The organism is Jannaschia sp. W003 (genome assembly GCF_025144335.1).
Lineage (GTDB): Bacteria > Pseudomonadota > Alphaproteobacteria > Rhodobacterales > Rhodobacteraceae > Jannaschia.
This window is the reverse complement of sequence record NZ_CP083539.1, coordinates 933,108-958,759: the sequence shown is the minus strand read 5'-3', so window position 1 is coordinate 958,759 and position 25,652 is coordinate 933,108. Positions and strand designations below refer to the sequence as shown.

Below are 25,652 nucleotides of genomic sequence, written 5' to 3'. Positions count from 1 at the left end.
CACCCCCCGTGCATACGTTTGTCGTCCGGGTGGGGGCTTTGCCCCCGACGCCTGCGGCGTCTCCCCCAAGGTATTTATGGCAAGATGAGAGCACTATTGGACGCCTCCCGCCGCGAGGATCGCGAGCGCGTTCACCGCCGCGGAGGCCATGGCGCTGCCGCCGCGGCGACCGCGCAGGGTGACGAAGGGGCTGTTGCGGGGGCGCTCGGCCAGCTCGGCCTTGGACTCGGCGGCGCCGACGAAGCCGACCGGGAAGGCGAGGATGGCGGCGGGGGGCGGGGCGCCCTCGTCGAGGCGCTCGAGGAGGCGGAAGAGGGCGGTGGGGGCGTTGCCAATGGCAACGACCGCGCCGCCGGTCTCCCACAGGTCCACGGCGGCGGCGGAGCGGGTGGTGCCGAGGTCGGCGGCGAGGTCCGGGACGCGCGGGTCGTTCAGGGTGCAGCGGACTTGCGCGCCGGCGGGCAGGAGGCGGCGGGTGATGCCCGAGGCGACCATCTCGCAGTCGGCGTAGACAGGGGCGCCCGCGCGCAGGGCGTCGGCGCCGCGCTCGGCTGCGTCGGGCGAGAAGGCGAGGCGGTCGGCGATCTCGACCATGCCGCAGGCGTGGATCACGCGCACGGCGACCTCGGCGAGGCCGGGCGGGAAGCGGTCGAGCGCGGCCTCGCGGCGCACCGTGGCGAAGGAGGCGGCGTAGATGGCCGCGGGGTCCTTTTCGTAGGGTCTCATGCGGGGGCCGGGGTGGCGGGCAGCGCAGGTTGCGCCGTCCGCGCATTCAGGTGGGCGGCATCGCTGCGGAGGGAGAGGCCCCGGCTCAAGGCCGGGGCGTGCGGGGAGGCGGGCGGGGGCGCCATTTCGGCGGGGGCACCGCATCCCGCGCGGAGGCCCCGACTCAAGGCCGGGGCGGGGTCACGATGGGTCGTCATTCGGGCTTGGCCGCGCGCCGGGCCGACTCGGGGCCGTGGGGGTGCCTGGCGTGGGGGTATTCGGGGTGGGCGTGGTCGTGGTGATGGTGGTGGCCGTCGCCGTGGTGATGGTGATGCCCGTGGTCGTGAGTGTGCCCGTGGTCGTGGTGATGGTGGTGCCCGCCCGCCTCCAGGCGGCAGAGGCCGGTGCAGAAGTCGTCGCAGAGCGCGCAGTCGGCGACGTTGGAGCCGGGGGCGTTGGCGCCCTGCCCTTCCACGTGGTGGTGGTGGCTCTCCTGCGGGGCGCCGACCTCGGCCTCGAAGCCGAGCACCGTGGTGCGGTACTTGCACAGGGCGCAGTTGGGCGGGGGCACCTCGCCGACCTGCTCGGTGGCGCGCTCGGCGAAGGTGGCCAGGACCCCTTCGTGGGCGCCGAGATAGGGGGCCTTCAGGAACTCGATGCCGGGGTTCGCCGCCGCCACGCGGTCGGTGAAGCCGTAGATGCGGTCGATCAGGATCCCCGAGAACAGGAAGTACGGGAACACGACCACGCGGCGGTAGCCGAGCTTCGCGGCATGCTCCAGGCACGGCTCGACCAGCGGGAAGGTGACGCCCGAATAGCCCACCTCCAGCCAGCCGGTCCCGAGGCCCTCGTGCAGCATCCGCGCCACCTTGGCGACGTTGCCGTTGGCGTCGGGGTCGGAGGCGCCGCGGCCGATCACGACGAGACAGGTCTCATGGAGGGGCACGTCCGAGGGGGCCGCATCGAGCGCCTCGCGGATGCGGGCGGCGGCGGCGGCGATCATCTTGGGGTCGACGCCCAACTCGCGCCCGTAGCGCACGTCGATGCCGTGCTTCGCGGCATAGGTGCTGAGCACGGTGGGGATGTCGTTCTTGCTGTGCATCGCCGCGAACAGCATGCCGGGCACGGCGAGGATGCGCTCGCAGCCCTTCTCGCGCAGGGCGTCGAGACCGTCGCGGATCAGGGGGTTGGCGAACTCGAGGTAGCCGTAGTCGGTCTCCCACTCGGGGGGCAGGAGGGCAGGCAGCTTCCGGGCCAGCGTGGCGAACTCGTCCACGGCGGACTGCGAGCGCGAGCCGTGGCCGCAGATCATCACGCCGGTCTTCATGCGGGCTGCTCCTCGGCGGGGGCCTCCTCGGCCTCCTCCTCCGGCGCCTCGTCGTCCCCCTTCAGCCAGCCCCACAGCCCGAGGCCGACGGCGATGCCGATGGCGGCGCCGGCGATCCAGTGATCGTGGGCGGCGGCCTCTCCGAGATGGCCGAGATGGGCGGGGGCGAGGGTGGCGGGGGTCATGGGCGCGCTCCTGCGGCCCCGGCGTGCCGGTCCGACGATGCCGCGCGCGGCCCCCGGGTTGGGTCGGCCTGCGCGGTCCACCTGTCCGGCCCCGTGCGGGGCGTCGTCGGGTGCGGGGCTAGCTGCCCTGCGGAGGCGGCGCAATGCCGTTCGCGGCATCCGCGGGGGCGGCGGCGACGGGCGCGGCGGCATCGATGCGGGGCACCTCGGCCATGCCGACGCGGCCCACGCCCGGCAGCTTGAGCGCGGGGCGACGCAGATCGACCCCGAGGGTCTGGCCGAGGAGGTGAAGCTCGATCCCGGTGCGGGGGCCCGCCGAGGCGCCGGCCCACCCGCCGAAGGAGAGGTGGAGGTCGCCGCCCGCGTCGCGGAGCATCTGGATGCCCGGCCCGAGCCAGTCCTTGCCCGCGGCGATGGGCGGCAGCGTGGCGCCCAGCTCGGGCACGCGGCGCAGGAGGTGGGCCACGAAGGTGTTGGAGTTCGGCCCCGGGAAGATGCGGTAGTCGCCCCGCGCCGCGAAGGGATAGGCGGCGACCTCGGCCTCCAGCTTCGGGATCATTGCGGCGGCGCGCGCGCCGGTGGCGGTGGCGAGCACGGACGGCTCGTTGGAGTACCAGCGCCCGTCGGCGGCGTAGGCGTCGCGGCGCAGGGGCCGGCCCCAGCCCACCACGTCGTGGCGCGTCCAGCGGGCTGCGCCTTCGCGCTTCCAGACGATCCAGGAGTGGACGGAGACCGCGCCCTTGAGGCCCCCGGTGCGGGCGGCGAGCACGTGGACGCGGGCCTCGGGGACGGCCGCGGCGGGGGGCAGGATGGCGGCCGACGACCAGTCGGCGGCGTTCCACAGGCGCGGGCGGTCCACGTTCGCCCACCACACCAGCGAGGCGAGCACGGGCACCACGAACAGGGCGACGAAGAGGAGCGCGGCGCGCAGGAGGAGGAAGAGCATCGCCGTCCGATATGGGGGCGCGGGCGGCGCGCGCCAGGGGGCGTGCCGCCGCGTCGCGCGTGGTCAGGCGGGCTGGAGCATCCGCCCGAGGCGGCGGCCGCCGATGAGGTGGAGGTGGTAGTGCGGGACCTCCTGCACGCCGTTGCGCCCGGCGTTCGCGATGGCGCGGTGCCCCTCGCCGCCGTCGGCCGCGGTGAGGCCGCGCTCGGCGCAGACGCGGGCGACGAGGCGGTGGAAGTCGACGATCTCGGCATCCGAGGCCTCGGCGCAGAAGTGGTCGAACGTCACGTAGGGTCCGCGCGGGATCACCAGGATGTGTTCGGGCGCCTGGGGGGTGATGTCGGGGAAGGCGAGCGCGTGCTCGCTCTCGGCCACGGGGGTGGAGGGGATCTCGCCGCGCAGGATGCGGGCGAAGACGTTCTGGTCGTCGTACTCGTAGGGCATGGGGGCGGTCCTCGAAGGTGGTCGCGCCCATAGGCCCCCGCGGCGGGGCGGAGCGCAATGGGGGCTCAGTCGTCGAAGAGGTAGGGGGTGCGGGCCACGGCGAGGGCGGCGGCTTCGTCGCAGTCGAGGGCGCGGGCGAGCACCGCGGCGCGGGCGGCCTCGTCCTGGCGGGGGTCGATGCGGTGGACGTGCGGGAGCCTGGCCTCGCGCACGCGGTCGGTCTCGTAGGCCACGTCCTGGGCGAGCGTGGGCAGGACGCGGGCCACGGTGTCCTCGGGGGTGCGCTCTCCGATCAGGCCGATGCGGGCGGCGTGGCCGCGCAGGTAGGCCTCGTCGTAGTCGCACTCCAGCAGCAGGACGCGGGTCACGTTGCGGTCGGCGGAGAGGTCGCGCAGCAGGTCGAACTGCGCGGGGTCGAGGCAGATCGCCAGCCGCCGCGAGCCGGTCTGGCGGAACAGCATCCGCAGCAGCGCGCGGCGGTGGCGGTGGCGCTTGGCCAGCGTGCTCTCGATGCCGCCGAGGTCGGGCATCGCGGTGTGCTCCTCGTCGAACAGGTAGTCGATCACCGGCAGCGCGGTGTGCTCGCGGATCGACTGGGCGAGGCGCTTGGCGACGTGGTACTTCTTGCACACGAGCACCAGCAGCTCGCTGTCGCGGCCCAAGGTGCCCTCGCGCTCCCAGGCGCGCTGGGCGAAGCGGCGGCCCACCCGGCCGCGCCCCGTGAGGAACGAGAACAGGCGCCGCCCGTCGCCCGCGACCGGGAAGTCGCGGCGGTCCGAGGTCCAGAGCCGCGAGAGGCGCGCCTTCAGCTCCCAGGCCTCGGGGCTGATCTTGCGGGCGAAGAGGTAGTCCTGCCCGAGCAGGAAGTCGTGGTGGTCGTCGTGGAAGGTGGCGGGCATCCCGTAGTCGGTGAACATCAGGAAGGTGAGCGTGCGCGAGCGGATCTCGGCGCGGGGCACGAGGTGGCGCACGAGGGTCTGGAAGAAGGTCTCGTCGGGGATCCAGGTGGTGGAGAAGAAGCGCACCACGTCGGCGCGCTCGGCGGCGAAGCGCAGGATCGCCTCGGCGGTGGCGCGGCGCAGGCACCACCACTGCGAGCCGATCATCATCTCCAGATCCTCGGGCACCGCGCGCTGGAGGCCGAGGCGCTTCTGCACCGCGAGCGCGGCGTAGAACAGGCGCTTGCGCCGGCGCTCGTTGAAGAGGTGCCGGTAGAGCAGCCGCTCCTCCTTCATGCCGGTCTTGATCCAGTCCGAGGCGAAGAAGTCGACGCTCTCGACGTAGTCCACGTCCTCGGCGTCCAGGAAGGCGTGGGCGTGGGGGGCGCTCTTGACCGGAAAGCAGTCGCCCGAGATCGCGTGGAGGTGGGTGGCGCGGGGGAAGGCCTCGAGCGCGAGCTGCATCGCGGCCATCGTGGCGCGCACGAGGCTCCACTCGCCCCAGCCGCACTTCACCCGGCGCCGCACCAGCGCCACGCCCGGCTCGTCCGCCAGCTCCGCCTCGATGCGGGCGAAGTCCGCGGCGGGCGCGCGCCCGTCGAAGTGGATCGCCACGCAGTCGCCCGCCGCGGTGAGCGTGCGGGCCTGCGCCACGATCGCCTCGGGGTCGGCATGGCACAGGAGGATGAAGGCGATTCTGGCCAAGGCTCGGGGGTCACATGGATGGCTCGGGGCACATCCCTAGCCGCCGCGGGGCGTTGAAGGAACCGCGGATCGGTGGTTGTGTCGCGGAAAAACCGCGAGGGCGCGCCCTATGGGATTTCCCGGAACCTGGATGACCGAGAGCGAGAGCATGGTGTACCGCGTGGTGCCCAAGTGCGCCTGCTCGTCGATCGGGCAGATCATGTTCTTCTCGGACCACGGGCGCTTCTTCGACGGCGACATCCACGACTCGACCGAAGGGCTGCACAAGTGGGCCCAGGAGGAGAGCCAGCCGCTGATCGAGCGCAACGCCAAGGGGCACCGGTCGTTCGCGTTCACCTGCGTGCGCAACCCCTACGGGCGCATCCTGTCGTCGTTCTTCGACAAGATCGCGGGCATCCAGCGCAACGGCCGCCGCTACCGCGGCAACCTCGTGCCGATGCTGGCGCAGAAGTACGGGATCGACGTCGGGAGCCCCGAGAACGGGTTCGAGTTCGACCAGATCGCCAGCTTCCGGCGGTTCCTGCTGTTCGCGCGCGACACCATCCGCTTCCGCCGGCCCATGGACCCCGACATCCACTGGTCGGCCATGGCGGGCCACGTGGGCACCTTCGTGAGCAACGGCGGGCGCTACGACAGCATCTTCCCGGTCGAGAGCTTCGACGCGGGCATGCAGGGCGTGCTGGACCGGGTCGAGACCCCGGTGCCGGTGCGCCTGGACGCGGTGCCGCGCTTCAACGAGTCCGAGGGGCACGGGCCGAAGCGGCTCCACCCGATCGAGGACTACTTCGACGACCTCGCGCGGCACCTCGTGTGGGAGGTGTACCACCGCGACTTCCGGCTGTTCCGCTACGACTTCGACGACCCCTCGCGCAAGGCGCCGACGGGCGAGGTGGACCTCGACGAGGTCCACGCCGTGCTGGGCGAGTAGCCGCCCCCTCGCCCGCCCCTGCCCCGCCGCGCCGCCGGACGTCGCACGCGGCGTTGGACCGGGCGGCGCCGGGTGCGCTAAGGTGGATGCACGTCACCGGCGGAGGGCGCGTCCCATGGCCACGACACCGCATCGCTTCCACACCGAGGGGCTGGACCTGTTCCTGTGCCACGTCGGGCTGGAGACGGACCTGATCTTCAACCGCGGCATCCCGCTGCCGGGCTTCGCGGCCTTCCCGCTCCTGGAGACCGCGGAGGGGCGGCTGATCCTCACGCGCTACTGCGGCGACCTCGTGGAGATCGCGCGCGCCGCGGGGGCGGGCGTGCACCTGGAGACGCCGACCTGGATGCTCAGCCGCGAGCGCGCCGCGCCCCTGGGCTACGCGCCCGAGGACGTGGTGCGGCTGAACCGCGAGGCGGTGGCGCTCGTGCGCGAGGCGCGGGTGCGCTACGGCTGGCGCGCCACGGTGGTGTCGGGGCAGGTCGGGCCGCGGGGCGATCCCTACGCGGCGGGCGCGGGCATGGGCCCCGAGGAGGCCGAGGCCTACCACGCCGAGCAGATCGGCGCCTTCGCGGGCACCCGGCTCGACATCGTGAGCGCGTTCACGATCCCCTCCTCGGGCGAGGGCGCGGGCATCGTGCGCGCCGCGCGCCGCTTCGGCCTGCCGGTGGCGGTGAGCTTCACCGTGGAGACCGACGGGCGCCTGCCCTCGGGCGAGACGCTGGCGGGCGCGATCGAGGCCTGCGACGACGAGTCGGGAGGCTACGCGGCGCACTACCTGGTGAACTGCGCCCATCCCGACCACTTCGCGCCGGCGCTGCCGGCGGCATTGGCCACGGGGCGCCTGCGCGGCGTGGTGGCCAACGCCTCGCGCCGGTCCCACGCGGAGCTGGACGGGGCCGAGACGCTGGACGCGGGCGACCCCGAGGCGCTGGGGCGGGCGCTCCGGGCGCTGCATCGGGCGCACCCGCGCATCGACCTCCTGGGCGGCTGCTGCGGCACCGACATGCGCCACATGCGCGCGATCGCGGGGCTGGAGGCGGGGGAGCTGGCGGCGGAGTAGCGGGCGTGTCGCGCCGGGTGCGGCCGCCCCTACAGCATCGACGGCACCACGAGGTCGGGGGGGCGGTGGCCGTCGGCGAAGGTGCGCATGTTGACGATCAGCCGCTCGCCCATCTCGAGGCGCCCCTCGCGGGTGGCCGAGCCCATGTGCGGGGTCAGCACCACGTTCGGGAGCGCGCGCAGGCGCGGGTTCACGCTCTGGCCGTGCTCGAACACGTCGAGGCCGGCGCCGGCCAGCTCGCCCGCGCGCAGGCGGCGGGTCAGGGCGTTCTCGTCGACGACCTCGCCGCGCGAGGTGTTCACGATCACCGCCTCGGGGCGCATCAGCTCCAGCCGGCGGGCGTTCACGAGGTGGAACGTGGCCGGCGTGTGAGGGCAGTTGATCGACAGCACGTCGATGCTGCCCAGCATGCGGTCGAGGCTCTCCATGTAGCGCGCCTCGAGCGGCTCCTCGAGGGCGGCGTGGAGGCGGCGGCGGTTGTGGTAGTGGATCTCCATGCCGAAGGCGCGGGCGCGGCGGGCCACGGCCTGCCCGATGCGGCCCATGCCGAGGATGCCGAGGCGCAGGCCCTTGAGGCGGCGGCCCAGGAGCGCGTCGGGCGCCCAGCCCTGCCAGCGCCCTTCCTGCATCTGCGCCATGCCCTCGGGCATGCGGCGCAGGACGGCGAGCATCAGCGCGATGGCGAGGTCGGCGGTGTCGTCGGTCAGCGCGCCGGGGGTGTTGGAGACTAGGACGCCCCGCTGGCGCGCCGAGGCCACGTCGATGTGGTCGACGCCGGCGCCGTAGTTGGCCACCAGCTTCAGGCGGTCCGAGCCGGCCAGCAGGGGGGCGTCGACGCGCTCGCCGAGCGTGGGCACGAGGATGTCGGCGCCGGGCAGGGCCGCGACGATCTCCTCGCGGCTCATGGGTGTGTCGTCGGGGCGGCGGACCACGTCGAACAGCTCGGCCATGCGCGCCTCCACCGAAGGGGGCAGGCGTCGCGTGACGACAACACTTAAGCGCTTCGCGGCCATGTGGCGGCATCCTCCCATTCCCCGGCGGGGCGCAACATGGCAGGATGCGGCCCGCAGGCAAGGGGCGGCAGACCCCACGGAGGCTCGGGCAGCACATGCGTCACACCATCCTCGCGGCGGCCCTCGCCGCCCTCGTCGCGGGCGCGGCCGGTGCCGAGTCCGCCGCCGTCGAGACCGCGGCCCTCGGGACCGCCCCGGCCGCCGAGGCCCCCGAGGTCCGCGGACCGGTGACCAACCTTCCCATGCCGCGCTTCGTGTCGATGAAGGCCTCCGAGGGCTACGCGCGCCGCGGCCCCTCCTCCACGCACCGCATCGACTGGGTGTTCGTGCGTCGCAACATGCCGCTGCGCGTGGTGGGCGAGTACGGCCACTGGCGGCGGGTGCAGGACCGCGAGGGCGCGGGCGGGTGGATGCACTACTCGCTGCTGTCGGGGAACCGCACCGTGATCGTGGAGGCGGGCGAGCTGCTGCTCCACCGCCGTCCCGCGCCCGAGGCGCCCGTGGCGGCGCGGCTGGCCCGCGGCGTGATCGCCTGGCTGGGCGAGTGCGCGGGCGGCTGGTGCGAGGTCGAGGTCGGCGAGGCCGAGGGCTGGGCCGCGCAGGCGGCGCTCTGGGGCGTGGAGCCGGGCGAGGTGCGGGAGTAGGGTTCGGGGGAGGCTCTGCCCCCCGCCGTCTTCGGCCATCCGGGGCTCCGCCCGTCCGCGGGCGGATCGGTCCACGTTCGGCGGGGCAGAAGCCCACCGGGCTTCGTCCTCTTCCGCCTCACCGATCCCGGGGAGCCCGCGAACCCCCTCGGTACTTGGAAAACGAAGACGGGGACTAGGCCAGCGCCTCGTTGAAGATCGGCGCGAGCGTGTCCCAAAGCGCGGGCGAGCGGGCGTTCAGGAGTCGTGCGCCCCCTTCCGCATCGCGGTTGCTCAGTGCGGGCCGGTAGGGCGAGCCGTCGAGGAGGCGGGAGCAGCCGCCCGCCTCGGCGAGGCAGAGCGCGCCGGCCGCGTGGTCCCAGACGTTGAGCCAGCCGTTGAGGCAGAAGTCGGTGCCGCCGAGCGCCATCTGGCGGTACTCGGCCAAGGAGGCGCCGAGGGTCATGTGGCGCCGGAAGCGAGGCACGAGGGGGGCGAGCCTCAATCGCTCCGCTTCCGGGAACAGGTACTCGCCCACGTTGCCGCGCAGCCGCTCCGGCGGCGGCGCGTCCTGCGCGGTGCGGAGCGGGCGCGGTGCCGCGCCGGCGCGGTGGTAGTGGCAGCCCCCGCCCCGCGCGGCCATCACCCAGTCGTCGAACGAGGGGTCGTAGAGGCAGCCCCAGACCGTCTCGCCCGCCTCCAGCACCGCGACGATCACGCCGTAGTTCGCGATCCCGTGAGCGTAGTTCCAGGTGCCGTCGATGGGGTCGATCACCACGCAGCGCTCGGCGCCGACCGATTCCAGCGAGGCGGTGCCTTCCGAGATGGCCTCCTCGCCGATCACGGCCGCGTCCGGGAGGATCACCTCGAAGCGCGCGGTCATGGCGCGCTCGGCCGCGCGGTCGGCCACGGTGACGAGGTCGTCGAAGGCGCGCTTACGGTCGGCGTCGGCGGGGTCGAGGCGGCGGAAGCGGGGGCGGATCTCCTCGGCCGCCACCGTGCGGATGGCGGCCACGAGGGCGTCGGACTGGGTGGGGGTGAGGGGCATTGGCGGGTCCTGGGTTAGTTCCGTCACGCCCCGGACGCGATCCGGGGTCTCTGGTGGTGGCCGGGCGCCTCGCCCGGGGCGGGGCGCCTGCGGCGGGCGGAGGCCCCGGCGCAGGGCCGGGGTGTGCCGACTTCCTCTGGCCGGAAATATCTCGGGGGAGCGCGAAGCGCGGGGGCAGAGCCCCCCACGCGCCGTCAGGCGGCCGCGTCGAGCCCCCTGCCCTTCAGCAGCGCCTCGACCCCCGGCATCCGGCCGCGGAAGCGCTCATACAATTCCCGCGCGTCCACGGAGCCGCCGCGGCTGAGGATGTCCGCTTCCAGCCGCCGCGCCGTCTCGGGGTCGAACGGGTCGCCCCGCTCCTCGAAGGCGGCGAAGGCGTCGGCGTCCATGACCTCGGACCACATGTAGCTGTAGTAGCCCGCGGAGTACCCGTCGCCGGCGAAGACGTGGGCGAAGTGGGGCGTGGCGTGGCGCATGGCGATGGCACGGGGCATGCCGATGCCCTCCAGCACCTCGGCCTGCCGCTGCATCGGGTCCGAGGGCGCCGGGCCCTCGTGGAACGCGAGGTCGACGAGGGCGGAGGCCACGTACTCCACGGTCTGGAAGCCCATGTCGTAGGTCGCCGCCCCCAGCACCTTCTGCAGCAACTCCTCGGGCATCGGCTCGCCCGTTTCCGCATGGGTGGCGAACTCGGCCAGCACCTCGGGCACCTCCAGCCAGTGCTCGTAGAGCTGGCTCGGCAATTCCACGAAGTCGCGCGCCACCGAGGTTCCCGAGATCGACGGGTAGCGGACGTCCGAGAGCATCTGATGCAGGGCGTGGCCGAACTCGTGGAACAGGGTGCGGGCGTCGTCGTAGCTCAGCAGCGCCGGCTCGGCATGTGTGAAGTTGCACACGTTGACCACGATGGGCCGCACGTCGCCGTGGAGCTTCTGCTGCGAGCGCATGGCCGAGCACCACGCGCCCGACCGCTTCGAGGGCCGCGCGAAGTAGTCGCCGAGGAACACGGCGACGTGGCGGCCCTCCCGCGTCACCTCCCAGGCGCGCACGTCGCGGTGGTACATCGGCGCGTCGAGCGCGCGGAACTCTAGCCCGAACAGGCGATGGGCGCAGCTGAAGGCGGCCTCGATCATGCGATCCAACTGGAAGAACGGCTTCACCTCGGCCTCGTCGAGGTCGTGGAGCCGGCGGCGGCGGCGCTCCGACCAGTAGCGCCAGTCCCAGGGCTCGAGGGGTCCGACCACGCCGTCCGCGCGCGCCATCTCGGCCAGCGCCTCGGCGTCGGCCAGCGCGGCCCGGCGGGCGGGGGTCCAGACGTCCATCAGGAGCGCGCGCACCGCATCGGGGGTGCCGGCCATCTCGGTCTCGAGCTTGTAGTCGGCGAAGCTGTCGTGGCCGAGGAGCTTCGCGCGCTCCTCGCGCAAGGAGAGGATCTCGGCGGCGATGGCGCGGTTGTCGGTCTCGCCGCCGTTCGCGCCGCGCGCGGTCCAGGCCTCGAAGGCGCGGCGGCGCAGCTCCCGGTCGGGGTGGTGGGCGAGGAAGGGCGTGATGAGCGAGCGGTTCAGCGTGACCACGGGACCGCGGTCCCGCTCCTTGCCCGCGGCGCGCGCGGCATCCGCCACGAAGCCCGGCAGCGGGGCGAGCTGGTCCTCGGTGAGGTCCATGAACCAGTCGCGCTCGTCGTGGAGGAGGTTCTGGGTGAACTGCGTGCCCAGCGTGGCGAGGCGCGCCTTGATCTCCTTGAGGCGCTGGGCTTCGGCACCCTGCAGGGCGGCGCCCGCGCGCACGAAGCCGCGGCGGGTGAGCATGAGGACGCGGGCCTGCTCGGGGTCCAGCCCCAGCGCGTCGCGGCGCGACCAGAGGTCCTCGATGCGGGCGAAGAGGGCCGCGTTCATGGTGATCTCGGAGCCGTAAGCCGAGAGCTTCGGCGCCATCTCGCGTTGCAGCGCCTCGCGCGCGGGGTTCGCGTCGGCGCCGGCGAGGTTGTAGAACACGCCCGCCACCCGGTCGAGCAGGCGGTCGGCGCCTTCCAGCGCCTCGATCGTGTTGGCGAAGGTGGGCGGTTCGGGGTTCTCGGCGATGGCGCGGACGGCGGCGCGGCCCTCCTCCATCGCCCGCTCCAGCGCGGGCGCGAAGTGCGCGTCCTCGATGGCCTCGAAGGGCGGCAGGGCGAACGGGCCGGTCCAGTCGGCGAGCAGCGGGTTGGTCATGGGAGGCTCCTTCGCCATGCTAGGTAGGCCGGCGGCGGGTCCGGCGCCAGACGGGAGGCGCGCGATGCGCTGGTCGATCCACCACGTGAACCTGGAGACGCGCGACGTGCGCCGGGCGGCGGCGTTCTACACCGAGGTGTTGGGGATGCGCGAGCAGCCGTGGCGCTTTCCGAAGGCGCGCGGCTACCTGCCGGGCGAGCCCGACCGGCTGGCGCTCTTGGGCGACGGGCGGGACGGGCATTCGGGGCTGCACCTGATCGCGCCCGACCCGGAGTTCGCGGAGCGCAACGGGCTGGCGTTCAACCCCTCGGTGGGCGGGCACGTGGCGATCCAGGTGCCCGACCTCGCGGCGGTGATCCGGCGGCTGGAGGCGGCCGGCATCCCGCATTCGGTGACGGGCGAGTTCGCGATCCCGGGGCTGCGGCACGTCTACCTGGAGGACCCCGAGGGGAACCTCCTGGAGATCAACGGACCGGCCTGAGGCCGTCAGGGCATGGAGTTGCCGCGCAGGATGCGGCCGATCACGCCGTCGCGCTTGCTCGCGTGCCACAGCGCGCCCGCGATGTGGGCCACGATGAGGGCGAGCAGGATCCACGCCGAGAGCGCGTGGAGCGCGCCGAGCCAGCCCTGCTTGAGCCATAGCGCCCCCATGCCCGCGAGCGGCATGGCGATCAGGAACACGTAGAAGGCGTAGTGCACGCCGCGGCTGATCTTCTGGAGCCAGTCGGGCTCGGTGTCGGGCGGCGGGGGCGCGCCGTGCTGGCGGCGCAGGGCGAGGCGGCCGAGCATCACGAGCAGGATCGTGGTGCCGAGCATGCCGTGGACCCAGATGATTCCGGCGGGGGGCAGCTCGCCGGCGGCGACCCCGGCCTCGTAGGCGGCGGACATGCCGGAGATGCCGGTAAGGAACTGGAATGCCACGAGAAACACGATCGTCCAGTGCGCGGTGATCTGCGCGGTGTGGTAGCGGCCCTCGGGGCGGCGGTCGAGGTCGTGCGGCGTGGCGGTGCTGATGTCGGCCATGGGATCTCCGGGTGGTCTGCGCAAGGGCAACGGCGCATCGGCGCGATGGTTCCGGCGGGCCCGGGAACCTTCACGCCGCCGTGCGGTTGCCGCAGGGCAACCCATTGGAGACGCACGATGTTCAAGCTCGCCCTTCTCGCCGCGCTCGCCCTGCCCCTGGCCCTCGGAGGCTGCGCCGCGGCCGTGGGCGCGGGCGCTGCCATCGCCGCCGACGAGGCCATCGAACAGGAAGGCGGCAACCTGTTCTAGGCCGCCCCGCGCCCCTCCCGCCGGGGGGGGGCACCCCGCGTACACCCCCCGTGCACCCCCCGTGCACACCGGGAGGCGCCCCGTAGCGCGGAGGTGGAGCCGTCCACGCTTCGTTAACCTCCCTGCTTCAAGGTGGGGGGATGTCGCGCTGTCTCCGGCCCCCTGATCGCGGGGGCGACGATCCTTTTCACCGTGGCGCCCGCGAAGCGCGGGAGCGACCTGCCGGTGCGGGAGGGTGAGAGGCGTCCGGGCCGCAGGCCCGGTCGGGGGCGCCGGTGGCGCGCCCGAAGCCTCGAACGCCCGGAGCGCGAGCGGAGGGCCAGCGGGCGGCGGGGCGCGAGGGAGGCGCGGTTCGCGCGGGCGTCGCGGGATGGGCGGAAGGTGGGGTTCCGCCCCATCGGGGCGGAGCGGCGGGGGCGTCCGGTGGGGTGGAGCCTCATCCTACGTCGCAGTTGCAGCGAGGCCCCGATGGGGGTCCGCCCCGGTTCCGGCCGAGCCGGACGGATCGTCCGGGGGACAATGGGAGGGGCGGATGGGCGGAGCCCCGGCGGCGAAGCCGGGCCTGTTCGCGACGAGGCGGAATGCGGGACTGTGGTTCGGCGTTGCCGGTTCGACCCGGTGGAGCACGGGTTCGTGGGGCATCCGCTCGGTTGGGCGCATGCGTCGGTGCATCGGGGCGGGCGGTTCGGGCGGTCAGGGCGGTGGAGGGCGGGCCGCCGGCATTCGCGGTGTCCGCGCGGGGGCCGGATGCGGGCACGCCCTCCGCGCCGCCGAAGGGTGGGGTTTCACGTCACCGATGCGGAGGTATTCGGGCGTGGGATGGTGAGGTGGAACCCTACCCTACGCTTGCTATTCGCCGGTACAGGAGACCGGTTGGCATCGGGGTAGAGCGGTAGCTAGGTGGAACCTTGGACAACGACTTACCATGGCAATACAGAACAAAACCCTCCCCATCGAACAATTGAAACCATTAGACGCATATGATCCGAAATTATTTGAATAGCACTACAGTACTTCATACGCAGGCCAAGTTTAGACATATTGAGTTAGCGCCACCCGTACTGTTTAAGTATATGAACGAAAGATGGGTGGAAAATTTTGTATCAGGGGCCAGCATACGTATTGGAACAATTCTAGGATTCAGAGGCTGGGGTGGGGAAAGCCGCAATACCCCCCTTGACCCTATTCAAGCACTTAAGCTCCTCTTGGATACTGAAGAAAGCGGGATATCGGACCCTCACGAGAATATCAACGTTGCACACCAAGGATACCATCGAGACGCATATGGAGGTGTACAGAGAAACAACTCAATAATAAACATTGGCGAGAACCTCCCGATGTTCTGTACATCGACAAGAGATGATGAAGAAACACGGGCACAAATCGTAGCAGATAGCGAAAGATATTCGAAAGAGTTTTCTGGAGAAATCTACAATATGGTGGTGCCGATTTTAGATCCTATTCGCTTCCTAGCTGACTTGCACTGGGCGCTTAGGATCAGGAAGCATTTTGCCCCCATCGGCATCTCCGCCAAAAGGGTTCAATATAGATCTGTGGAAGATGACTATAGCGGCCTAAGTGTATCGAATATACAACAACTAGCGGTCCCAGACCTATTCGTAAAACGCAGTCGTTTTTCTGCACAATCAGAGTTCCGCATGGTGTTTCACATCTCTCTTGAAGAAGATGAAATACGCGGCTTCAACTTAAGCGTTAAATGGAGAGGGAAAAAAGTGCTCGGTGAGCCTACTTACTTGTGAGATTTGGAAAACTTAGATAGAGGCCGAAACATCGTTTATCCACGCCGCCCGGCCATATGGTGACCGAGGCTTTCCTGAACAAAGTCGCTTCTGCCTACCGATTCCCTAGTCAGCTTTTAGCTAGTAGCTGTCCATCTCGAGCGCATCGATGAACGCGCTCTGCACCATCGGCACCCGATTCTGCACCGTGTGCGGCCGCAGACTTTCCTGCGGAAAGTCGCTTTCCCTCATCCGGGGCTCCGCCCGTTCGCGCCTCGATCGGTCCACTGGACCGATCGCCGCCTTCGGCGAACTGGCGCTTCCCCCCAATCCGCCTTGCGCCGTCAGCTATCCATCTCGAGAGCATCGATAAACGCGCTCTGCGAAATTTCGACCCTCACCGCACCATCCAACCGTGTGCGGCCGCAGACTTTTGCAGGCAAAAGTCGCTTTCCCGCACCGGTCGAAATCCCCCAGAGCGCCTGCGCCGTCAGCTATCCATCTTCAACGCGTTGATGAAGGCGCTCTGGGGGATTTCGACCTTCCCGAACTGCCGCATCTTCTTCTTCCCCGCCTTCTGCTTCTCCAAAAGCTTCTTCTTGCGGGTCATGTCGCCCCCATAGCACTTCGCGGTCACGTCCTTGCGCATCGCGGACAAGGTCTCGCGGGCGACGACGCGGCCTCCGATGGCGGCCTGGATGGGGATCTTGAACATGTGGCGGGGGATCAGCTCCTTGAGCTTCTCGACCATGGCGCGGCCGCGGGTCTCGGCGCGGTCGCGATGGACCATCATCGAGAGGGCGTCGACCGGCTCCTCGTTGACGAGCACCTGCATCTTCACCAGTGCGTCCTCGCGGTAGCCGATCATCTGGTAGTCGAAGCTGGCGTACCCCTTCGTGACCGACTTCAGCCGGTCGTAGAAGTCGAACACCACCTCGTTGAGGGGCAGGTCGTAGACCACCATGGCGCGGGGGCCGGCATAGGTGAGGTCCATCTGGATGCCGCGCCGGTCCTGGCAGAGCTTGAGCACGTCGCCGAGGTACTCGTCGGGCACGAGGATGGTGGCCTTGATGCGCGGCTCCTCGACGTGGTCCACGTGGGTGAGGTCGGGCATGTCGGCGGGGTTGTGCAACTCGCGCATCTCGCCGTCGCGCATGTGCACGTGGTAGACGACGCTGGGCGCGGTGGTGATGAGGTCGATGTCGTACTCGCGCTCGAGCCGGTCGCGGATCACCTCGAGGTGCAGGAGCCCGAGGAAGCCGCAGCGGAAGCCGAAGCCGAGAGCGGCGGAGGATTCCACCTCGTGCGAGAAGCTGGCGTCGTTGAGGGCGAGCTTCTCGATGGCGTCGCGCAGGTCCTCGAACTGGGCCGAGTCGACCGGGAAGAGGCCGCAGAAGACGACGGGCTGCGAGGGCTTGAAGCCGGGCAGCGCTTGCGTCGCGCCCTTCTTCTCGTGGGTGATGGTGTCGCCGACGCGGGTGTCGCGGACCTGCTTGATGGACGCTGTCAGGAAGCCGATCTCGCCGGGGCCGAGCACGTCGATCTCGGTCATGGGGGGGCGGAACACGCCGATGCGGTCGACGTGGTGGACGGTGTTGTTCGACATGAAGCGGACGCGGTCGCCCTTGCGCAAGCATCCGTCCTTGATGCGCACGAGGACGATCACGCCGAGGTAGGCGTCGTACCACGAATCGACCAGCATGGCCTTGAGGGGGGCGTCGGCGTCGCCCTGGGGGGCCGGCAGGCGGTCGACGATGGCCTGGAGGGTCTCGCGGATGCCCTCGCCGGTCTTGGCGGAGACGAGGAGGGCGTCCGAGGCGTCGAGGCCGATCACGTCCTCGATCTGCTCGCGCACGCGGTCGGGCTCGGAGGCGGGGAGGTCGATCTTGTTGAGGACGGGCACGATCTCGTGGTCGGCGTCGATGGCCTGGTAGACGTTGGCGAGGGTCTGGGCCTCCACGCCCTGGGTCGAGTCGACCACGAGGAGCGAGCCCTCGACGGCGCGCATGGAGCGCGAGACCTCGTAGGCGAAGTCCACGTGGCCGGGGGTGTCGATGAGGTTGAGCACGTAGTCCTGACCGTCGGCGGCGGTGAAGTCGATGCGGACGGTGTTGGCCTTGATGGTGATGCCGCGCTCGCGCTCGATGTCCATGGCATCGAGGAGCTGCTCCTTCATGTCGCGCAGGGCGACGGTGTTGGTCTCCTGGATCAGCCGGTCGGCGAGCGTGGACTTGCCGTGGTCGATGTGGGCGACGATCGAGAAGTTGCGGATGCGCGAGAGGTCCATGGGAAGCCTGCCATTCGGGGGTTCCGCCGCAGATACTCCGCCCCGGCCCCGGCGGAAAGGGGCGCGGGGGCGCGCCCCATCGGCGCAGGCGGGCGGGCATTAACGCGAACGCAACCTTGCGCGCGCAGGCTCTGTCGCACGGGCGCCGCACCTTCCGCGGCGGGGCGTGCCCGGTGCGCGGGACGCGTTGCCCGAATCTTCCGGGGCGGGCATGGTGCCGCGCATAACAAACGCATCAATGCGGGGCAGAGCAGATGGCATCCAAGATTCTCCTGGCGATCGGCGCGGCGGCGACCCTTTCGGCCTGCGGCGGCGGCGCCCGCCCGAACGACGTGACCGTCTCGTCGATCAGCAACGTCTACTCCACCGGCCCGATCCAGCGGGCCTGCCTGACGTCGGACCGCCGGGCGGTGAACGGCGGGCTGTGCGGCTGCGTGCAGGCGGCGGCGGACGCGACCATCTCGGGCAGCGACCAGAGCCGGGCGGTGGAGTTCTTCCGCGATCCGCACCACGCGCAGGAGGTTCGCCAGTCCGACGACGCGTCCGACGAGGCCTACTGGAAGCGCTACAAGCGCTTCGTGTCGGTGGCCGAGCGCGCCTGCGGCTGAGGCTCCGGGGACGGCCCCGGCCGTCCCTCCTCCGGTCGTCCTTCCCCCGACTGCGGCGCCCGCCCGCCCTGTCCGCCCGGCGCCTACCCGGGTTGGCCGGGCGGGCGTGGTTGCGCGCCGCGGTGACCGAAGCGGCGCGCCCCCCGCGGCCTCGCCGGCCTGGCCTCCGGATGGTCCGCGACCTCGATGACCCGGCAGCGCGGTTGGGCGGCGACGGCGCTCCCTGCCCCGTGCCCCCTGCGGCTGCCGCGGCGGGCCTGGCGGGCACGGGCGCGCGCCCCGGTGATCGGGACGGCGCGCGTCCGGCGGCTCGCGCGCCATCTCTTCCACGAGGTTCGCGGCCTCGACGAGCCGGCGGTACGGGCGCCGGGCGGCGACGGCGTTTGCCGCTCGCCCCGTGCTCCCGGCGTCTCCCGCGTCGCGGTGGGCTGGACGGGCGCGGTCGCGTCCTGCGGGGACGGCGTACTCCCGACGGCTCGAATGGCGGCGCTTTCGGTGGTCCCGCGACCCTGTTGACCTGGCGATTCCAGCGCTTCGCGGGTGCCCGGCGGACCGGCGACCGCCCTCCCCGCGCGGAATGCGCCTGCGGCCCGCCGCCTTCCGCCCTGCCCCGACCCCGGGGCCGGCCCTACAGCTTCGGCAGGCCCTCGCGCAGCACCGCCAGCGTTCCGGCGAAGTCGCCCGAGTAGTAGGGGTCGGGCACGTCGCGCCCGAGGCCCGTGGCCTCGGCGAAGGCCTCGGCGCGCTCGCCGCCGGGCCGCTCGCGCAGCGCCTCCAGCACCGCGCCGTCGAGCGCCACGATCCGGTCGTAGGATGCGAGGTCGTCGGCGGCGACGCTGCGCGAGAACGCGGGCCCGAGCTCGATGCCCTCGGCGGCGGCGGCCCGCGCCATGGGCGGATGGACGGGGCGGTTGATCTCGGGGCTGATGCCGGCGCTGCGCACCTCCCAGTCGGGATGCAGGGCGCGCAGCATGGCGGCGGCGACGGGCGAGCGGCAGATGTTGCCGTAACATACGAGGAGGATACGCATGGAATGATCCTAGCCGCCGCGCGGGGGGCGCACTAGCCTCGGCCCATGGGAATCGTGATCCTGTCGGGCGCCGGCCTGAGCGCGGAATCGGGTCTGGGCACGTTCCGCGACCGGGGCGGGATCTGGTCGCGCTACGACCTCGCCGAGGTGGCGACGCCCGAGGGCTTCGCCCGCGATCCCGCGAAGGTGCTGGGCTTCTACGACGCGCGGCGGGCCAACATGGCGGCCGCCCGTCCCAACGCGGCGCACCGGGCGCTGGCGCGCCTGTCGGGGCGCGTGGACGTGACGCTCGTGACCCAGAACGTCGACGACATGCTGGAGCGGGCGGGCGCGCGGGACGTGGTGCACATGCACGGCGAGCTGGCCCGGGCGCTCTGCGCGGCCTGCGGGGCGCGGTGGGACGCGCCAAAGGTGCTCGCCCCCGGCGCCCCCTGCCCCGCCTGCGGCGCGCCCGGCGCGCGCCCCGACGTCGTGTGGTTCGGCGAGATGCCCTATCACATGGACCGCATCGAGGCGGCGCTGGAGCGGGCCTCGCTGTTCGTCTCGATCGGCACCAGCGGCGAGGTCTATCCCGCCGCCGGCTTCGTGGAGCTGGCGCGGATGGCCGGCGCCCACACGCTGGAGCTGAACCTCGAGGCGTCGGGCGGGCGCTTCGCGGAGGTGCGCGAGGGGCCGGCGACCGCGCTGGTGCCGGCCTGGGTGGACGAGGTGACGGGGGCGGCCCCGCGCTGAGGCCGCCCCCGCCGTTCAGCGCGGGCGCCAGGCGAGCTGGTGGTCGCGCTGTCGCCGCAGCTCCTCGGCCTTGCGGCGCTCGTGCTGGTGGAGCTGTTCGCCGTGGGTGAGGCCGTTCCACTCGGTGGGGCGGGTGCGGGCCATCAGCCCGTGCAGCAGGTTCGTCAGTTGGCTTGACATGTAGGGACTCCTTGTCCGAGCGTTGGCCCCCTGAGCATCGCTCCGAAGATGCTTCGAGGCGAATCAATCGCAGAACCCATCTGTCAGCGGAGCTAACATGACCGACTGGCGCGACATGCCCTCGCTGGCCGCATTGCGGGCCTTCGAGGCGGCGGCCCGGCGGCGGAGCCTGTCGGCCGCGGCGGCGGAGCTGAACGTCACCCACGCCGCCGTGTCGCACCACGTGCGCGCGCTGGAGGCCGACCTCGGCGCCGCGCTCCTGCGCCGCGAGGGGCGCGGCATGGCCCCCACCGACGAGGGCGCGGGCCTGGCGGCAGCGCTCGGCGAGGGGTTCGAGACCATCCGCGAGGCGGTCGCGCGCCTGCGCGACGCCGAGGCGGACCGGCCGCTGCAACTGTCGGTCACGCCGGCCTTCGCCACGAACTGGCTGGTGCCGCGCATCGGCGACTTCTGGGCGCGGCACCCGGAGATCGACCTCAACATCCTGCCCGCGCGCCAGCTCGTGGACCTGCGGCGCGACGGCGTGGACGTGGCGATCCGCTTCGGCACCGGCCCCTGGCCGCCCTACGCCGCCGAGGTGCTGACCGACGAGGCGTTCTGGGTCGTGGCCCATCCCCGGCTGGTGGCGGGGTGGCGCGTCGAAGGGGTCGGGGACCTGATGGGCGAGGACTGGATGATGGACCGCGCGCTGCGCGAGCGCACCGCGCTGCTCGCCGCCGAGGGAGTCGAGGAGGGGGCGTTGCGGATGCGCCTGTTCAACAGCAGCGCCATGGTGATGTCGGCGGTGCGCGAAGGACTGGGCGTCACGCTCCAGCCCTGCTCGCTGGTGGCGCGCGAGGTGGCAGAGGGCGGGCTGGTGCGCCTCCTGTCGCTGGAGAGCCCGGGGCTGGGCTACCACGTCGTCACCGACCCGCGGCGCCCCTCGCCGCGCACGCGCACGCTGGTGCGGTGGCTGCGGCGGCAGGCGCCGGCCGGGTCGTGCGGGGGGGACGCGAAAAAGGGCCCCTGAGGGCCCTTCGGGTCGCGGTCGTGGGTGCCGGCGTCAGGCTTCGAGCGCGGCCGCGGTGTCCGACGACTTGGCGACGTCGCGCTTGATCTTCAGGGCGCGGGCCGAGAGCTCGGCGTCCTTGGCCTTGGCGAGGAAGGCGTCGAGCCCGCCGCGGTGGTCGACGGTGCGCAGCGCGGCGGCCGAGATGCGCAGCTTGAAGCCGCGGCCCAGGGCCTCGGACTGCAGCGTCACGTCGTTCAGGTTGGGCAGGAAGCGGCGACGGGTCTTGTTGTTGGCGTGGCTGACGTTGTTGCCGACCATCGGGCCTTTGCCGGTGAGTTCGCAGACGCGCGACATGGGGGCACCTATCAGGCTTGGGGTTTCAGAACTGGAGCGAGGGCCCAAAGGCCCCCGCGGTCGCGGCGCAATAGGTCAGCCCGCGGGGGGTGTCAACCGCCCGAGCATCTCGGCCGCCGCCGCCGCGGGCGCGCGCCGCCCCGCCGCCACCTCCTCGGCCAGGGCGCGCATGGCGGCGCGCGCGTCCGCGTCGCCCTCGAGGCGCGCGAGGAGGCCGGCGCGCACCTCCTCCTCGAACCAGTGGGCCGCCTGGCGGGCGCGGGTGCGGGCCCAGTGGCCCGTCTCGCGGCGCCAGTCGGCGAGGGCGCGCATCTCGCCCCACGCCTCGGGCAGGCCCTCGCCGGTGACGGCCGAGACCGGCAGCGCCTTGGGGAAGCCCTCGGGGTCGCCGGGGCGGCGGCGCAGGAGGCGCAGGGCGCCGGCATAGTCCGCGACGGTGCGCGTGGCGGTGGCGAGCAGCTCGCCGTCGGCCTTGTTCACGAGGATCATGTCGGCGATCTCCATGATGCCCCGCTTCACGCCCTGCAGCTCGTCGCCGCCCGCAGGCGCCAGCAGCAGCACGAAGAGGTCGGTCATCGAGGCCACCACGGTCTCGGACTGGCCCACGCCCACGGTCTCCACCAGCACCGCGTCGAAGCCCGCGGCCTCGCACAGGGCGATGGCCTCGCGGGTGCGGCGGGCGACGCCGCCGAGGTGCGTGGCCGAGGGCGAGGGGCGCACGAAGGCGCGGGGGTCGCGGGCGAGGCGCTCCATGCGGGTCTTGTCGCCGAGGATCGAGCCGCCGGTACGGGCCGAGGAGGGGTCCACGGCGAGCACGGCCACGCGCATCCCCTGCCCCGTGAGGTGGGTGCCGAACGCCTCGATGAAGGTGGACTTGCCGACGCCGGGCGTGCCCGAGAGGCCGATGCGCAAAGATTCGCGCCCCTCGGCGCGCAGGCCGTCGAGCAGCGCTTGCGCCCGGGCGCGGTGATCGGGGCGGGTGCTCTCGACCAGCGTGATGGCGCGGGCGAGCGCGCGGCGGTCGCCGTCGAGGAGGGGCTGGTGCAGCGGGTCCATGGGCGTGGGATGGCGCGGGGGGTGCGGGGGGTCAACGGCGGAGGGGGCGCCGTCCCCGGCCCTGTGATGTTCCGGGGCTCCGCCCGTCCGTAGGCGGATCGGTCCACCGGACCGATCCCGAGTAGCCTGCGGACCCCCCGAGATGTTTCTGGCCAGAGGAAGGGAGCGGTGAAACGGATCGTGAGCCACCGGCGCGTGACACGCCCGTCGGGGACGTTATGAGACACCCATGCGCATCTTCCTCCTCCTCGCCCTCCTCGCCGCTCCGGCCTCCGCCGAACAGCTCCGCTTCGACGTCGGGATGCACGGCGTGCGCGCCGCGCAGATGGTCCTGAACGGCGACGTGTCCGGGGGCGGCTACGCCGTCGCGGGGCAGGTCAAGGGCACCGGCCTCGTGGGCGCCGTGGTCGACATCGACTACGCCGCCGAGGCGCGCGGCGCCGTGGCGGGCGGGCGCCTGCGCAGCGGCGCGGCGACCTTGCGCGACCGCATGGGCGACGAGCAGGGCACCACGGCGATGCAGTGGTCCGGGGGCGCGCCGCGCGTGACCCAGTCGCCCGGCTTCCCGCGCGAGCCTTACGACATCGACGCCGCCGCCCAGCGCGGCGCGGTCGATCCGCTGACCGCGCTCTACGACCTGCTGCGCACCCAGCCCCGCGAATCCTTGTGCAACTGGACTGCCGCCACCTTCGACGGCCGCCGCGCCGCGCGCCTGTCGGTCGGCCCGCCGCGGGATGCCGGGAACGGCGCGGTGCGCTGCGACGCCGAATACCGCCGCGTGGCCGGCTACGAGCCCGAGGAGATGGCGGAGCGCACGCGCTACCCCTTCTCGGTCACCTACGTGCCCGCCGGGAACGCCATGGCCGCCGCCGAGATGCGCGCGGCCACCAAGTACGGCGACGCGGTGATCCGGCGCCGGTAGTGCGGCTGCCGGTCGAGGAGGCGCTGCCCGCGCTGCGCGCGGCGCTGGCCGCCGGCGGCGTGGCGGTGCTGCAGGCGCCCCCCGGCGCGGGCAAGACGACGCGGGTGCCGCTGGCCCTGCTGCCGGACGTCGCGGGCCGCATACTCATGCTGGAGCCGCGCCGCCTCGCCACCCGGGCCGCCGCCGCGCGCATGGCCGACACGCTGGGCGAGCCGGTGGGGCAGTCGGTGGGCTACCGGATGCGCGGCGACAGTGCCGTGTCCGAGGCCACCCGCATCGAGGTCGTCACCGAGGGGATCCTGACGCGGATGCTCCAGCGCGACCCGGAGCTGCCGGGCGTGGGCGCGGTGATCTTCGACGAGTTCCACGAGCGCTCGCTCCACGCCGACCTCGGGCTGGCGCTGGCGTGGGAGGTGCGCGAGGCGCTGCGGCCCGACCTGCGGGTGGTGGTGATGTCGGCCACGCTCGACGCGGAGCCGGTGGCCGAGATGCTCGGCGCGCCCGTCGTCACCTCCGAGGGCCGCGCCTTTCCGGTGGAGCGGCGCTGGCGCGACCGCCCGCCGCCCGACTCGTTGCGCTTCGAGGCGCAGGTGGCCGGGCTGGTGCGCGAGGCGCTGGAATCGGTTGCGGGCGACGTGCTGGCCTTCCTGCCCGGCGAGGGCGAGATCCGCCGCTGCGCGAGCCTCTTGGAGGGCTGCGGCGCCGACGTGCGCCCCCTCTTCGGCGCCATGCCCTTCGCCGAGCAGCGCCGCGCCATCGAGCCGGGCCCGCGCCGCCGCGTGGTGCTGGCCACCAACATCGCCGAGACCTCGCTGACCATCGAGGGCATCCGCGCCGTGGTGGACGGAGGCCGGGCGCGCCGCGCCCGCTTCGACCCCGGCTCGGGCATGTCGCGGCTGGTGACGGAGCGCGTGACCCGCGCCGAGGCCGCGCAGCGCGCGGGCCGCGCGGGCCGCGTGGCACCGGGCGTGGCCTTCGCCAACTGGACCCGCGGCGAGGAGGGCGGGATGCAGGCCTTCCCGCCCCCCGAGATCGCCCGCGCCGATCTCGCTGGCCTCGCCCTGGAGCTGGCGGTCTGGGGCGGCGGCGATCTCGCCTTCCTGACGCCCCCGCCCGAGGGCGCCCTGCGCGAGGCGCGGGCGCTGCTCGCGGACCTCGGAGCGCTGGACGATGAGGAGCGCATCACCGCGCACGGGCGGGCGCTGGCGGCGATGCCGGTGCATCCGCGGCTGGGGCACATGTTGGAGCATGGCGGGCGCGGGGCGGCCCGCCTCGCCGCGCTCCTGGAGGCGCGGCTGCCGCCCGGTCCCGTGGACCTCTCCCCCGCCCTGCGCTCCCCGCCCCCCGCCGCCGCGGCCGAGGCCAAGCGGCTTCGGCGCTTCGAGGCGGGGCCGGAGCGCACGGACGCCCAGCGGCTCGCGCTGGCCTATCCCGACCGCGTGGGCCTGCGCCGCGAGGGCGAGGCGCCGCGCTGGCTGCTGTCGGGCGGCAAGGGCGCGTGGATGGACAAGGGTGAGGCGCTGGCGGGCGCGCGGCTGCTGGTGGCCTCGGACCTCGACGGCGACGCGCGCGAGGCCCGCATCCGCCGCGCCCTGCCGATCGCGGAGGCGGAGCTTCGGGAGGTGCTGGGCGACCGGATCGCGTGGGTGGATGTGTGCGCGTGGTCCGACCGGGACCGCCGCGTGCTCGCCCGGCAGCAGGAGCGGCTGGGGGCCATCGCGCTGGAGAGCCGCATCTGGCACGACGCGCCCGCCGAGGCGCTGGCCGCCGCCGCGTTGGACGGCGTGCGGCGGCTGGGCCTGCCAGCGCTGGACTGGACCCGCCGCGCGCGGTTGCTGCGCGCCCGGATGGCGGTGAGCGGCCTGCGCGACGTGTCGGACGAGGGGCTCGCGGCGGCCCTCGATGCCTGGCTGCTGCCGGCGCTGGGGGGCGTGCGCTCGGCCGCCGACCTCGGGCGGCTCGATCCGCACGACGCGCTGCTGGACTGGCTGGGTTGGTCCGAGCGGGCCGAGCTGGACCGCCGCGCGCCCCCCTCCTGGCGCACGCCGCTGGGCCGCGCGGTGCCGATCGACTACGGGGGCGACGTGCCCACCGTCTCCTTGCGCGTGCAGGAGGTGTTCGGCGAGACCCGCCACCCCCGCGTGGGCGACGTGCCCCTGCGCATGGAGCTGCTGTCCCCGGCCCGCCGCCCCGTGGCCGTCACGCAGGACCTGCCGGGGTTCTGGCAGGGGGGCTGGGCGGACGTGCGGCGCGACATGCGGGGAGCCTATCCGCGGCATCCCTGGCCAGAGGACCCTTCGGTGGAGGCGCCGACGGTGCGGGCGAAGCCAAGAAGTTGAAAGCGCC

Annotated in this window: 26 protein-coding genes; 11 read left to right on the top strand and 15 right to left on the bottom strand. The window is 72.7% G+C overall.

Annotated elements, in window-relative coordinates:
- Positions 1-93: 93 nt before the first annotated feature.
- From K3554_RS04565 to K3554_RS04540, 6 genes are all read right to left on the bottom strand, one after another.
- Complete coding sequence (locus tag K3554_RS04565; protein ID WP_259944060.1) at positions 94-726, bottom strand: precorrin-8X methylmutase; 633 nt, start codon at positions 724-726, stop codon at positions 94-96.
- A gap of 193 nt (positions 727-919) precedes the next feature.
- A complete protein-coding gene (locus K3554_RS04560) occupies positions 920-2,032 on the bottom strand; it encodes a sirohydrochlorin chelatase (RefSeq protein WP_259944054.1) in 1,113 nt (370 codons plus the stop codon).
- Positions 2,029-2,217, bottom strand: coding sequence for a DUF6732 family protein (locus K3554_RS04555; protein ID WP_259944050.1), 189 nt, complete (start codon positions 2,215-2,217; stop codon positions 2,029-2,031). The genes K3554_RS04560 and K3554_RS04555 overlap by 4 nt, the downstream gene beginning before the upstream one ends.
- A 118-nt stretch (positions 2,218-2,335) precedes the next feature.
- Positions 2,336-3,163 carry a DUF3750 domain-containing protein gene (locus K3554_RS04550; RefSeq protein WP_259944048.1) on the bottom strand — a complete coding sequence of 276 codons (828 nt, stop codon included), beginning with the start codon at positions 3,161-3,163 and terminating at the stop codon, positions 2,336-2,338.
- Positions 3,164-3,226: 63 nt separating this feature from the next.
- The gene (locus tag K3554_RS04545; RefSeq protein ID WP_259944046.1) at positions 3,227-3,607 is read right to left on the bottom strand and encodes an HIT domain-containing protein; all 381 of its coding nucleotides are present in this window, start codon (positions 3,605-3,607) and stop codon (positions 3,227-3,229) included.
- Positions 3,608-3,672: 65 nt separating this feature from the next.
- Positions 3,673-5,250: a DUF5928 domain-containing protein gene (locus K3554_RS04540; RefSeq protein WP_259944043.1), complete on the bottom strand. Its 1,578-nt coding sequence runs from the start codon at positions 5,248-5,250 to the stop codon at positions 3,673-3,675.
- Positions 5,251-5,359: 109 nt separating this feature from the next.
- On the opposite strand from K3554_RS04540, the gene K3554_RS04535 reads away from it, so the two are divergent.
- Positions 5,360-6,178, top strand: a complete 819-nt coding sequence (locus K3554_RS04535; RefSeq protein WP_259944040.1) for a sulfotransferase family protein — start codon at positions 5,360-5,362, stop codon at positions 6,176-6,178.
- Positions 6,179-6,293: 115 nt separating this feature from the next.
- Positions 6,294-7,241, top strand: coding sequence for a homocysteine S-methyltransferase family protein (locus K3554_RS04530; RefSeq protein ID WP_259944027.1), 948 nt, complete (start codon positions 6,294-6,296; stop codon positions 7,239-7,241).
- A gap of 29 nt (positions 7,242-7,270) precedes the next feature.
- Here K3554_RS04530 and K3554_RS04525 read toward each other — a convergent pair whose 3' ends face one another.
- Positions 7,271-8,254: a D-glycerate dehydrogenase gene (locus K3554_RS04525; RefSeq protein WP_259944024.1), complete on the bottom strand. Its 984-nt coding sequence runs from the start codon at positions 8,252-8,254 to the stop codon at positions 7,271-7,273.
- Positions 8,255-8,349: 95 nt separating this feature from the next.
- On the opposite strand from K3554_RS04525, the gene K3554_RS04520 reads away from it, so the two are divergent.
- The gene (locus tag K3554_RS04520) at positions 8,350-8,898 is read left to right on the top strand and encodes an SH3 domain-containing protein (protein WP_259944022.1); all 549 of its coding nucleotides are present in this window, start codon (positions 8,350-8,352) and stop codon (positions 8,896-8,898) included.
- A gap of 175 nt (positions 8,899-9,073) precedes the next feature.
- Here the strand turns inward: K3554_RS04520 and K3554_RS04515 are convergent, their stop codons facing one another.
- Both K3554_RS04515 and K3554_RS04510 read right to left on the bottom strand, forming a co-directional pair.
- Entirely contained in the window at positions 9,074-9,925 is an 852-nt protein-coding gene (locus K3554_RS04515; protein WP_259944019.1) for an inositol monophosphatase family protein, read from the bottom strand.
- A gap of 194 nt (positions 9,926-10,119) precedes the next feature.
- A complete protein-coding gene (locus K3554_RS04510; protein WP_259944017.1) occupies positions 10,120-12,135 on the bottom strand; it encodes a M3 family metallopeptidase in 2,016 nt (671 codons plus the stop codon).
- A gap of 64 nt (positions 12,136-12,199) precedes the next feature.
- Here K3554_RS04510 and K3554_RS04505 point away from each other — a divergent pair, with 64 nt between their 5' ends.
- Positions 12,200-12,616, top strand: coding sequence for a VOC family protein (locus K3554_RS04505; RefSeq protein ID WP_259944015.1), 417 nt, complete (start codon positions 12,200-12,202; stop codon positions 12,614-12,616).
- 5 nt (positions 12,617-12,621) lie between these two features.
- Here K3554_RS04505 and K3554_RS04500 read toward each other — a convergent pair whose 3' ends face one another.
- Positions 12,622-13,158: a cytochrome b gene (locus tag K3554_RS04500; protein ID WP_259944012.1), complete on the bottom strand. Its 537-nt coding sequence runs from the start codon at positions 13,156-13,158 to the stop codon at positions 12,622-12,624.
- A gap of 117 nt (positions 13,159-13,275) precedes the next feature.
- Between K3554_RS04500 and K3554_RS04495 the strand changes: the two genes are divergently transcribed.
- Complete coding sequence (locus K3554_RS04495) at positions 13,276-13,407, top strand: hypothetical protein (RefSeq protein ID WP_259944010.1); 132 nt, start codon at positions 13,276-13,278, stop codon at positions 13,405-13,407.
- A 1,073-nt stretch (positions 13,408-14,480) separates the two neighbouring features.
- Positions 14,481-15,167, top strand: coding sequence for a hypothetical protein (locus K3554_RS04490; protein ID WP_259944007.1), 687 nt, complete (start codon positions 14,481-14,483; stop codon positions 15,165-15,167).
- Between the two features lie 469 nt (positions 15,168-15,636).
- Here the strand turns inward: K3554_RS04490 and lepA are convergent, their stop codons facing one another.
- Positions 15,637-17,433 (bottom strand): translation elongation factor 4, encoded by a 1,797-nt coding sequence (lepA, locus tag K3554_RS04485; RefSeq protein ID WP_259944004.1) that lies wholly within the window; start codon positions 17,431-17,433, stop codon positions 15,637-15,639.
- Positions 17,434-17,687: 254 nt separating this feature from the next.
- Here lepA and K3554_RS04480 point away from each other — a divergent pair, with 254 nt between their 5' ends.
- Positions 17,688-18,041 (top strand): hypothetical protein, encoded by a 354-nt coding sequence (locus K3554_RS04480; RefSeq protein ID WP_259943993.1) that lies wholly within the window; start codon positions 17,688-17,690, stop codon positions 18,039-18,041.
- Positions 18,042-18,669: 628 nt separating this feature from the next.
- On the opposite strand, the gene K3554_RS04475 is transcribed toward K3554_RS04480, so the two are convergent.
- Complete coding sequence (locus K3554_RS04475; RefSeq protein WP_259943992.1) at positions 18,670-19,071, bottom strand: low molecular weight phosphotyrosine protein phosphatase; 402 nt, start codon at positions 19,069-19,071, stop codon at positions 18,670-18,672.
- Between the two features lie 45 nt (positions 19,072-19,116).
- Between K3554_RS04475 and K3554_RS04470 the strand changes: the two genes are divergently transcribed.
- A complete protein-coding gene (locus K3554_RS04470; protein WP_259943988.1) occupies positions 19,117-19,803 on the top strand; it encodes an NAD-dependent deacylase in 687 nt (228 codons plus the stop codon).
- A gap of 15 nt (positions 19,804-19,818) precedes the next feature.
- On the opposite strand, the gene K3554_RS04465 is transcribed toward K3554_RS04470, so the two are convergent.
- Positions 19,819-19,983: a hypothetical protein gene (locus tag K3554_RS04465; RefSeq protein WP_259943986.1), complete on the bottom strand. Its 165-nt coding sequence runs from the start codon at positions 19,981-19,983 to the stop codon at positions 19,819-19,821.
- Between the two features lie 97 nt (positions 19,984-20,080).
- Here K3554_RS04465 and K3554_RS04460 point away from each other — a divergent pair, with 97 nt between their 5' ends.
- On the top strand, positions 20,081-20,992 hold the full coding sequence (locus K3554_RS04460) for a LysR family transcriptional regulator (protein ID WP_259943984.1): 912 nt from the start codon (positions 20,081-20,083) through the stop codon (positions 20,990-20,992).
- A gap of 33 nt (positions 20,993-21,025) precedes the next feature.
- Here the strand turns inward: K3554_RS04460 and rpmB are convergent, their stop codons facing one another.
- Both rpmB and meaB read right to left on the bottom strand, forming a co-directional pair.
- On the bottom strand, positions 21,026-21,328 hold the full coding sequence (gene rpmB, locus K3554_RS04455; RefSeq protein WP_259943982.1) for a 50S ribosomal protein L28: 303 nt from the start codon (positions 21,326-21,328) through the stop codon (positions 21,026-21,028).
- Positions 21,329-21,403: 75 nt separating this feature from the next.
- Positions 21,404-22,384 carry a methylmalonyl Co-A mutase-associated GTPase MeaB gene (meaB, locus tag K3554_RS04450; RefSeq protein ID WP_259943980.1) on the bottom strand — a complete coding sequence of 327 codons (981 nt, stop codon included), beginning with the start codon at positions 22,382-22,384 and terminating at the stop codon, positions 21,404-21,406.
- Between the two features lie 229 nt (positions 22,385-22,613).
- Between meaB and K3554_RS04445 the strand changes: the two genes are divergently transcribed.
- Positions 22,614-23,306 (top strand): DUF3108 domain-containing protein, encoded by a 693-nt coding sequence (locus K3554_RS04445; protein ID WP_259943979.1) that lies wholly within the window; start codon positions 22,614-22,616, stop codon positions 23,304-23,306.
- Positions 23,306-25,645 (top strand): ATP-dependent helicase HrpB, encoded by a 2,340-nt coding sequence (hrpB, locus tag K3554_RS04440; protein WP_259943977.1) that lies wholly within the window; start codon positions 23,306-23,308, stop codon positions 25,643-25,645. The genes K3554_RS04445 and hrpB overlap by 1 nt, the downstream gene beginning before the upstream one ends.
- The last annotated feature ends 7 nt before the right edge of the window (positions 25,646-25,652 follow it).

Coding starts and splice junctions, on each gene's coding strand:
- K3554_RS04565 (WP_259944060.1), bottom strand. CDS start 726: ATGAGACCCTACGAAAAGGACCCCGCGGCCATCTACGCCGCCTCCTTC.
- K3554_RS04560 (WP_259944054.1), bottom strand. CDS start 2,032: ATGAAGACCGGCGTGATGATCTGCGGCCACGGCTCGCGCTCGCAGTCC.
- K3554_RS04555 (WP_259944050.1), bottom strand. CDS start 2,217: ATGACCCCCGCCACCCTCGCCCCCGCCCATCTCGGCCATCTCGGAGAG.
- K3554_RS04550 (WP_259944048.1), bottom strand. CDS start 3,163: ATGCTCTTCCTCCTCCTGCGCGCCGCGCTCCTCTTCGTCGCCCTGTTC.
- K3554_RS04545 (WP_259944046.1), bottom strand. CDS start 3,607: ATGCCCTACGAGTACGACGACCAGAACGTCTTCGCCCGCATCCTGCGC.
- K3554_RS04535 (WP_259944040.1), top strand. CDS start 5,360: ATGGGATTTCCCGGAACCTGGATGACCGAGAGCGAGAGCATGGTGTAC.
- K3554_RS04530 (WP_259944027.1), top strand. CDS start 6,294: ATGGCCACGACACCGCATCGCTTCCACACCGAGGGGCTGGACCTGTTC.
- K3554_RS04525 (WP_259944024.1), bottom strand. CDS start 8,254: ATGGCCGCGAAGCGCTTAAGTGTTGTCGTCACGCGACGCCTGCCCCCT.
- K3554_RS04520 (WP_259944022.1), top strand. CDS start 8,350: ATGCGTCACACCATCCTCGCGGCGGCCCTCGCCGCCCTCGTCGCGGGC.
- K3554_RS04515 (WP_259944019.1), bottom strand. CDS start 9,925: ATGCCCCTCACCCCCACCCAGTCCGACGCCCTCGTGGCCGCCATCCGC.
- K3554_RS04510 (WP_259944017.1), bottom strand. CDS start 12,135: ATGACCAACCCGCTGCTCGCCGACTGGACCGGCCCGTTCGCCCTGCCG.
- K3554_RS04505 (WP_259944015.1), top strand. CDS start 12,200: ATGCGCTGGTCGATCCACCACGTGAACCTGGAGACGCGCGACGTGCGC.
- K3554_RS04500 (WP_259944012.1), bottom strand. CDS start 13,158: ATGGCCGACATCAGCACCGCCACGCCGCACGACCTCGACCGCCGCCCC.
- K3554_RS04495 (WP_259944010.1), top strand. CDS start 13,276: ATGTTCAAGCTCGCCCTTCTCGCCGCGCTCGCCCTGCCCCTGGCCCTC.
- K3554_RS04490 (WP_259944007.1), top strand. CDS start 14,481: ATGAACGAAAGATGGGTGGAAAATTTTGTATCAGGGGCCAGCATACGT.
- lepA (WP_259944004.1), bottom strand. CDS start 17,433: ATGGACCTCTCGCGCATCCGCAACTTCTCGATCGTCGCCCACATCGAC.
- K3554_RS04480 (WP_259943993.1), top strand. CDS start 17,688: ATGGCATCCAAGATTCTCCTGGCGATCGGCGCGGCGGCGACCCTTTCG.
- K3554_RS04475 (WP_259943992.1), bottom strand. CDS start 19,071: ATGCGTATCCTCCTCGTATGTTACGGCAACATCTGCCGCTCGCCCGTC.
- K3554_RS04470 (WP_259943988.1), top strand. CDS start 19,117: ATGGGAATCGTGATCCTGTCGGGCGCCGGCCTGAGCGCGGAATCGGGT.
- K3554_RS04465 (WP_259943986.1), bottom strand. CDS start 19,983: ATGTCAAGCCAACTGACGAACCTGCTGCACGGGCTGATGGCCCGCACC.
- K3554_RS04460 (WP_259943984.1), top strand. CDS start 20,081: ATGACCGACTGGCGCGACATGCCCTCGCTGGCCGCATTGCGGGCCTTC.
- rpmB (WP_259943982.1), bottom strand. CDS start 21,328: ATGTCGCGCGTCTGCGAACTCACCGGCAAAGGCCCGATGGTCGGCAAC.
- meaB (WP_259943980.1), bottom strand. CDS start 22,384: ATGGACCCGCTGCACCAGCCCCTCCTCGACGGCGACCGCCGCGCGCTC.
- K3554_RS04445 (WP_259943979.1), top strand. CDS start 22,614: ATGCGCATCTTCCTCCTCCTCGCCCTCCTCGCCGCTCCGGCCTCCGCC.